Source organism: Pseudomonas sp. GW823-FHT02F05 (assembly GCF_058797315.1).
The window spans coordinates 1-3,904 of sequence record NZ_JBXAJM010000048.1 but is presented as its reverse complement, the minus strand read 5'-3'; the positions used below and the strand labels follow the sequence as shown (position 1 = coordinate 3,904).

Sequence of the window (3,904 nt, the reverse complement as noted above, 5' to 3'; positions counted from 1 at the left end):
TGGTGCCCACTTAAATTTAAGTGCACACCATGTCTTGGCTTTGCGGGGCTGGGTAGATGACTTGGCCGGACGGATACTGCCCAACGCTTTTCCTAATTGCTGCAACGCCTCACCCGGTACATTCGAAATACAAATGACACTGTCAACGGTGCGTGTCGAGCGGGTGGCGTGTCATCGGCTCATGCGTGGCCCGCGCGGGTTGGATGTGCACAATAGCTGCTGACGAAGGACGGCATGTGACGGAGCTTAGGGCGTATCAGGTGGCGCGCGTCGGCATCAGCGCGTAGTCTTTTCCCACCGCTCCCAAGGCCGCACTTGCCCCCAGGTTAACCATGGCAGGCCGGACCCAAACCGTACGCTCCTCCAACCGCCGGATATGCCCACGGCGCAAATGCGCCCGTGGCGCGGCGTGAACCCCACCGCCTGCGGTCGCTCTCCCCCCGAGGAGCCTCGATCTGCAGGACCCGGTAGCTGAAGAAAGGTTGCTTCCCCTTCGCCACGCGTTTTTTATTTAACATTTTCGGTGCAGTGATCTCGGGCACCGTCACATTTGTCAGACCACTGTCCTGATCGGTGGTGTAGAGCTGGACGCGGCTTTGACCGGGGGAGTTATCGAACTGCAGGTGTCGATAGCCCCCGCTGCCGGTGGCATTGATGGGTAGGTCTTGGGCTTCCCAGCCGTCGGGGTGATGCATCAAAAAAAATTTTCTATCATCAACAAAATGGCCAAACCACTGCAGATACCAATAACAAAGCATATCAGCGGCCATGTTTGATCCACGAACCCGAACTTGGGGTTATCGCGCCAATCGCGCGCCCATGCGTCATCTGGGTCAATCGCATTCATTGCCTCAATTTCAGGCGGCCAGCAAGGAATACGACTCGTAGTCATCGCTAGCCAGCGACCAAGTGCAATGTAACTGTATGGGAGAGAAAAGACCAAAGAGATCCAAGGCCAACGCGCACATCCCGCAAACGTTCGCAAAACCGAAAAAAAGAAGCCTTCTTTTCTGTCATGAATAGGCAAGCAAATCGACGCATCAACATACGCCTGTGCCGCACCATCGTCACATTCCATATAGCGCCGAATGAACTCCCACAACTGCAGCACATTCTCCCGCCCACCCGCCAGCACATAGCCAAGTGAAAATGTTTGCAACACAGTATTACCATCCTCAGATAAAACATGCGCCCTCAAGTCGTAGGATTTACCAGCCGGCTGCGTCGTCGCCTCCCCAACAAAAACAAAAACACTATCCCAAGACGCCGTCAGCACACTCCCATTCTGACAAAATATATGAAGCTGCCTTGTCCTTCTATTTAAACGCATAGGATAATGAGTCCATCTAAAACACTCACTTCGGACAAGCCAGCGTATCCCAATCGCTATGACCAGTAATAGAGGAAAAAAATCAACCATAACACCCAACTGATCCAGTTCTCATCATCACCGATCGGAGGCCATAAGAAATATACCGCCCAATAAAAATAAATAGCTGTAGGAAATAATGCCAGCGCGCCCACCAAACCCAGCCAGACATTAAAGCCTTTACCTGCATACCAGCGATCCACCACCTCTAGGTAAGTAGAATTAAGTTTGATTACTGACAAAAAATTATTCGGATCTACATCTATGGAGCGTGACACATCCAACTTCTTTTTACGCTCCTCATCGTGCAACGGACGATTTACTGGATAGCGCAGCTTGCCAAATTCGAGACCTGTATAATCCATATCAACTCCTTAACGCTACTTGCAACTCAGCCATCTGCACTTCGTTACTTGAATAGCGAAAACCAACAAGCTTTCCGAATCTGCGGCTCGCGCTTCAGCGACGGCTTCGCACTCGGCGGTTTTGGCGTCGAACTGCGCCAGCACTGCGTCCGCTTCATTCATGTCAAGTTGATCAAACAGCTTAAGCGCCTGCTCACCGGCACGCTGTCTATGCAGCTCATCCAACGGGGAATGCCCTATCAAACCTCGGAGCGCTCCTGATGACCGGCAGCCGGCCGCCATCCCTTACGCTCAGGCATAGGCGTTTCGCTTCGTTCTTTCAGGGTATTGGCCCGTAGGTTGGCGCCAATAATCGGACCGAAGTCTTCCGCGGTCGTAAGCTTGGGAATGGGTTTGCCAGGTTGGCCGGCTTCTTGGATCTCTTTGGGCCAACGTGGCGCCCAACACAGCAGTAAAGAAATCCAATGACACAGGGCATGCAGCACGATCAGGGGCGAGAGTAAGGTGCCCGTGATCAACGCGGTAATCTTTCCACCGTTGCGCCAGAAACCGGACATGAAACGAAGGGTTGCTCGAATCGGCTCGATTGGGGTGGGTCTCAGAGTGAGCAACCTTTTCGGCTTGGGAACGGCTTGTGGACCCTCCTCCATATACCGGCGGATGAACTCCCAGAAACCAACCAGTTCCTGATTACCGTGCATAGGCCGCCCTAACATGAGCAATTCATCGTAACCAGCCCCGGAATGATCGGAAAGGAAGCCTAAGATCAAAAAACCGCTGGCCCCGATAAAATCAGGATCCTCTGGATTGATCACTGGGACCACTGCGCCCCACGGCAACGTGACGAGCCCTCCTGCGTAATCTGGGCGATTCACATAGACCTGCCGAGTTTTGCGATTGAAACGCGCGATTAAATGTCGCTGAGTAAACAACTCGACACGAATCCATTTCCAAGTGTGTTTCCAAAGAAGGTAATTCATCACGAACCAAAGACTGATAATTGAGACACCAAAAAACCACCCATCAAGACCTACAGATTTTTCAGTATTAAAGTCTGAAACAAGAACACCTATGACCGTCCAAACAAAGCCATAAAACATGTAAGAGTTCAGCCCAATGGATAATGCCAGGAAGGCGAATGCAATCAGCCCTCGCTTCTCCTCTTGGAAAGCTGCGCGCACATCAATGTAATTTTCACCAAACTCATATAATGAGCCCGCATCAGTAGGGACATCACTAGCTGACTCATAAACCCCCCATAGTTTTGCATTTTCATCCAAGCGCGTCGCAATCGACGAAGCTACCCCTTCGCTTGTGGCGGCGTCCTTTTTCCAATGCTCTCGCGCTTCTGGATCTTCTGTTTTTACAGACCACATCATACGCTCAAATAAAAACATCATTCACCAACCATACTAGTGAAGGCAGACTCCAAACCTACAACTTCTTCAGCCTGGCCCTTAAACCCTTTAGTTTTTTTACTTTTCCGAAATACGGACTTTTCACACCACGCTTCAATAGCCGCTGGCTCAAATAACCATATTGCCCCACCAATAATCAATGCGATCCAAGCAAGTCGAGCTAATCCCGCCCGCATCACAAGTAGCGCTCGCTCCGCCGCCAAACGCGCCGCTACCACCTCAAGGACCTTAAGGAGTTCCAAAGTAATAGCATTACCGGTTCTAGCTATTAACATTCGTAAATACGGACCACTTCCAGATATCGCAATTCCTAGAGAAAGAAATGCAACTCCGAATGTGGCAGCTCCTTTAACACCGTATGCGAACGCTAACGAAAACCGCTTTTTGTGAATTTGATCGACAGCAGTGCTCACATCTAGCGAACCACCAATCACACCACCAATCGCGCCCAAAAAACCACCGTACAACTTCAATCCACCGCCCCAACTGGCCGCTATTCTTCCCGTTGCCGTGGCAGCCCCATATTTCTTACTGGTCCACTCCGCCCCGGTATGCATCAAATCCAGCGCGACGGCGGTGGTCGCCAGTGCTGCCGCGACAAATTCCGCCTTCTGCTTGTTGCCATCCGGCATCGCCTGGGCCTTGTTGTAGAGCTGAAACGCTTCGTACAGCCCCACAATCACCCCGATCCGCACGGCATAAAAGTTGCCCACCTTGCCGGACTCCAACTCTGCCTGAACCGAAGCGCGCAC

Annotated in this window: 6 protein-coding genes; 1 reads left to right on the top strand and 5 read right to left on the bottom strand. The window is 51.7% G+C overall.

Going from position 1 to position 3,904, the window contains the following annotated elements; all coding sequences use genetic code 11:
• Positions 1 to 326 precede the first annotated feature (326 nt).
• The 3 genes from AC1RAC_RS28240 to AC1RAC_RS28230 are packed head-to-tail and all read right to left on the bottom strand — an operon-like array spanning position 327 to position 1,734.
• The gene (locus tag AC1RAC_RS28240; RefSeq protein WP_156359074.1) at positions 327 to 770 is read right to left on the bottom strand and encodes a hypothetical protein; all 444 of its coding nucleotides are present in this window, start codon (positions 768 to 770) and stop codon (positions 327 to 329) included.
• Positions 695 to 1,420, bottom strand: coding sequence for a DUF6708 domain-containing protein (locus AC1RAC_RS28235; protein ID WP_325168233.1), 726 nt, complete (start codon positions 1,418 to 1,420; stop codon positions 695 to 697). Before AC1RAC_RS28235 ends, AC1RAC_RS28240 begins: the two co-directional genes overlap by 76 nt.
• Positions 1,387 to 1,734, bottom strand: a complete 348-nt coding sequence (locus AC1RAC_RS28230) for a hypothetical protein (protein WP_054921204.1) — start codon at positions 1,732 to 1,734, stop codon at positions 1,387 to 1,389. Before AC1RAC_RS28230 ends, AC1RAC_RS28235 begins: the two co-directional genes overlap by 34 nt.
• Before the next feature lie 48 nt (positions 1,735 to 1,782).
• Here AC1RAC_RS28230 and AC1RAC_RS28225 point away from each other — a divergent pair, with 48 nt between their 5' ends.
• A complete protein-coding gene (locus AC1RAC_RS28225) occupies positions 1,783 to 1,995 on the top strand; it encodes a hypothetical protein (RefSeq protein ID WP_139271542.1) in 213 nt (70 codons plus the stop codon).
• Here the strand turns inward: AC1RAC_RS28225 and AC1RAC_RS28220 are convergent.
• Together AC1RAC_RS28220 and AC1RAC_RS28215 are read right to left on the bottom strand one after the other, a co-directional pair.
• Positions 1,974 to 3,134, bottom strand: a complete 1,161-nt coding sequence (locus AC1RAC_RS28220; protein WP_054921209.1) for a DUF6708 domain-containing protein — start codon at positions 3,132 to 3,134, stop codon at positions 1,974 to 1,976. The two genes, AC1RAC_RS28225 and AC1RAC_RS28220, sit on opposite strands and share 22 nt — an antisense overlap.
• The coding region (locus AC1RAC_RS28215) for a hypothetical protein (protein ID WP_492617179.1) at positions 3,131 to 3,904 on the bottom strand (774 nt) is incomplete at its 5' end. The genes AC1RAC_RS28215 and AC1RAC_RS28220, both read right to left, overlap by 4 nt.